Origin of the sequence: Micromonospora sp. NPDC049662 (genome assembly GCF_040675055.1) — a bacterium.
GTDB lineage: Bacteria > Actinomycetota > Actinomycetes > Mycobacteriales > Micromonosporaceae > Micromonospora.
This window is the reverse complement of record NZ_JBFAOC010000115.1, coordinates 1-3759: the sequence shown is the minus strand read 5'-3', so window position 1 is coordinate 3759 and position 3759 is coordinate 1. Positions and strand designations below refer to the sequence as shown.

Below are 3759 nucleotides of genomic sequence, written 5' to 3'. Positions count from 1 at the left end.
CAGGGCGGGACCGGGCGGGACCGGGCGGGACCGGGCGGGACCGGGCGGGACCGGGCGGGACCGGGCGGGACCGGGCGGGACCGGGCGGGACCGGGCGGGACCGGGTGGGACCGGGTGGGACCGGGTGTGCAGTTGACGCATTGAGGTGGGCTGATGAGAATGGGCGACGGAGTCAGGTAGGGCCACCGGGCCGAGGGCGCCGACGGCGAGCATCGCCGTCGAGGATCGGCCGGTGAGCTGCCGCGAGTTTCCCGTCCGCGTGACATGGGCCGTCGCGCACTGTCCGCGTACCCCCGAAGGGGCCGTGATGTGCGCACGGCCGCCTGCCGACGTCGTCGATGGACGGCGTCGTGCGTCCGAAGTGGAGCTCGAATGACCCGTACGAAAGCTCTCGGCAGCGCGCTGACCGCGCTCGCCACCGCCGCGGCCGGCGTGTTCCTCGCCGCCACCGTCAGCACCACCCCGGCTTCCGCCGCCGGTACCGGAACCGGTTATCTGCACACGAACGGTAGCCAGATCGTGGACAGCACCGGGGCCACGGTCCGGTTGACCGGCATCAACTGGTTCGGCATGGAGACCGACAACAAGACCTTCCACGGGCTCTGGTCGAGCAATCCGTGGCGGGGTCAGCTCGACACGATGGCCCGGCTGGGCTACAACACGCTGCGGGTGCCGTACTCGAACGACGCGCTGAAGGCGGGCGCGACCGCCACCGGGATCAACGACTTCGTCAACCCGGACCTGGTGGGGCTGTCGCCGTTGCAGATCCTGGACAAGGTGATCGCCTACGCCGGCAGCAAGGGGATGCGGATCATCCTGGACCGGCACCGGCCGACGTCGGCGGGGCAGTCGCCGCTGTGGTACACGTCGACGGTCTCCGAGGCGACCTGGATCAACGACTGGAAGATGCTCGCCCAGCGGTACGCGGGCAATCCGACGGTGATCGGCGCGGACCTGCACAACGAGCCGCACGCCGAGGGTACGAACCCGGCGGCCACCGGCGCGTGCTGGGGTTGCGGCGACACGGCGCGGGACTGGCGGCTCGCCGCGGAGCGGGCCGGTAACGCCATTCTCGGCGTGCAACCCAACTGGTTGATCTTCGTGGAGGGGGTGAGCTGCCCGAGCGGTGGTCTCTCCAACGTGTGGGACAACGACCCGAGCAACGACGAGGACTGCGGCTGGTGGGGCGGCAACCTGTCGAAGGCCGGTCAGTACCCGGTCCGGCTGAACGTGGCGAACCGGCTGGTCTACTCGCCGCACGAGTACGCGACGTCGGTGTACCGGCAGACCTGGTTCGACGCCCCGGACTACCCGGCGAACATGCCGGCGATCTGGGACAAGTACTTCGGTTACCTCTACAAGCAGAACATCGCCCCGATCATGATGGGTGAGTTCGGCAGCACCCTGGCCGACCCGAAGGACCGGGTGTGGCTGGAAAAGTTGATGGCGTACACCGGCACCGGCGTGACCGGGATGTCGTTCACCTACTGGTCGTGGAACCCGAACTCGGGTGACACCGGCGGCATCGCGCTGGACGACTGGACCAACATCAACACCACCAAGCAGGCGATCCTGCAGCCGTACCTGATCGCGCCGAGCGGCGGCGGACCCACCGGCGGGCCGACCGGCGGCCCCACGGGCGGCCCCACGGGCGGGCCGACCGGCGGGCCGACGAGCGCGCCCCCCGGCGCCTGCACGGCCACCTACCGGCAGGTCAACGCCTGGCAGGGCGGCTTCCAGGGTGAGTTGACCGTGAAGAACACCGGCACTGCCGCGGTGAATCCGTGGTCGGCCACCTGGACCTGGCCGTCCGGCGTGACGCTGGGCAGCGGGTGGAACGCCACCGTCACCCAGTCCGGTACGACGGTCACGGCCGCCGCGCCCAGCCACGCGCCGTCTCTGGCGGCGGGCGCCTCGGTCACCGTGGGCTTCACCGCCAACGGTACGGCCAGCGCCCCGGCGACCGTGAAGCTCAACGGCGCGAGCTGTTGAGCAACCGAGGTGGTCGACGCCCACGCCGAGGGCGTCGGCCACCTCGGGCCGGGCGCACGTCGTGCCGGGCCGAGAGCCGGGCGCACGCCGGGCCAGGCCAGGGCAGGCGCACACCGAGCCCTCCGTAGGGCGGCGGACCAGGGCCGCACGGAGCATTTACATCAAGGTTCTTCTATGCTTCCATCGGGAAAGCGCTTGCCTTCGCTGCGGCCGGCGCGAACGCGGGAGCCGCTTCTTCGCACCGAAACGCACCGGCGGACCCGGGACCTGAGATCCCGGATCACCTAGCCGCCCACGGGCATGGGCGTCGCGACAGTGTGTCCGCCTCATCGAAAGGAAGCAGCATGCGCACAGCAGAGCGTCGGATGACGCTGCTCGCCACCACCGCCGCCGCGACCGCCGCGCTGGTCACCAGCGGTCTCCTGACGGCCGTGTCGGCCCAGGCGGCAGCCGGCTGTCAGGTCGCCTACTCGGTCGCCAGCCAGTGGCCGGGTGGGTTCACCGGCAACGTCACGGTCACCAACCTCGGCGACCCGGTCTCCGGGTGGACGCTGCGCTGGTCGTACGGGGCCGGCCAGCAGGTCAGCCAGGCGTGGGGGGCCACCGTCACGCAGAGCGGCAGCCAGGTCTCCGCCGCCAACGTCGATTACAACGGCAACCTGGCCACCAACGGCAGCGCCTCGTTCGGCTTCAACGCGAGTTGGAACTCCAGCAACCCGGCGCCGACCAGCTTCACCCTGAACAACGTGGCCTGCACCGGCGGCACCACCACCCCGACCATCGCCCCACCGACCACCCCGGGCACGCCCACCAACCCGCCCACCACGCCGCCGATTCCCAGCGATCCGCCGCCGAGCGTTCCGCCGCAGACCGGCCTGGTCGGCTGGGCCACCCAGAACGGCGGCACCACCGGCGGTGGCGGCGCACCGGCGACCACCGTCACGAACGCCTCGGCGCTGACCAGCGCGCTGAACGCGACCGGGTCGGCGGTGATCCGGGTGTCCGGCACCATCTCCTGCTCGGGCATGCTGCGGGTGCGGTCCAACAAGACCATCCTCGGCAACTCCGGCGCGACGATCGTCGGCTGCGGGCTCAACGTCAGCGGTGACCGCAACGTCATCATCCGGAACCTGACCTTCCGGGACTGGAACGACGACGCGATCAACGTGCAGGAGTCGGCCACCAACATCTGGATCGACCACAACACCTTCAGCAACGGGTACGACGGCGCGGTCGACATCAAGCGCGGCTCGGACTTCGTCACGGTGTCGTGGAACCGGGTCTTCAACCACGACAAGACGATGCTGCTCGGGCACAGCGACGACAACGGCGCCCAGGACACCGGGCACCTGCGGGTCACGTACCACCACAACTGGTTCGACGGCAGCAAGCAGCGCAACCCCCGGGTGCGCTTCGGCAACCCGGTGCACGTCTACAACAACTACTACCGGGCCAACACCGGCTACGGCGTGGCCTCCACCGAGAACGCGGGCGTGCTCGTCGAGGGCAACTACTTCGAGAACGTCCCCGACACGTACCACCTCGGCGAGGCCGACTCCGGGCCGGGCCGGCTGGTGGCCCGCAACAACCACTTCGTCAACTCGCCCGCCGGCCAGACCGGTGGCAGCGTCGCCAGCATCCCGTACTCGTACCAACTGGACACCGCGAGCAACGTCAAGTCCATCGTGACGGGCGGCGCCGGCGCCGGTCGCATCACGGTCTGACCGTGGGTCGGTCGGGGTCCGCCGTGCCGGCGGGCCCCGACCG

2 protein-coding genes are annotated in these 3759 nt (G+C 70.5%); both read left to right on the top strand.

Annotated features, from left to right (window positions below; all coding sequences use genetic code 11):
• The first annotated feature begins 372 nt into the window (after positions 1–372).
• Positions 373–1992, top strand: a complete 1620-nt coding sequence (locus AB0J36_RS34330; RefSeq protein ID WP_363661593.1) for a cellulase family glycosylhydrolase — start codon at positions 373–375, stop codon at positions 1990–1992.
• Positions 1993–2336: 344 nt separating this feature from the next.
• The gene (locus AB0J36_RS34325; protein ID WP_357398692.1) at positions 2337–3716 is read left to right on the top strand and encodes a cellulose binding domain-containing protein; all 1380 of its coding nucleotides are present in this window, start codon (positions 2337–2339) and stop codon (positions 3714–3716) included.
• Positions 3717–3759 lie beyond the last annotated feature (43 nt).

What these genes read in the sequence shown, in the direction of transcription:
- AB0J36_RS34330 (WP_363661593.1), top strand. Translation starts at nt 373, where the DNA reads ATGACCCGTACGAAAGCTCTCGGCAGCGCGCTGACCGCGCTCGCCACC.
- AB0J36_RS34325 (WP_357398692.1), top strand. Translation starts at nt 2,337, where the DNA reads ATGCGCACAGCAGAGCGTCGGATGACGCTGCTCGCCACCACCGCCGCC.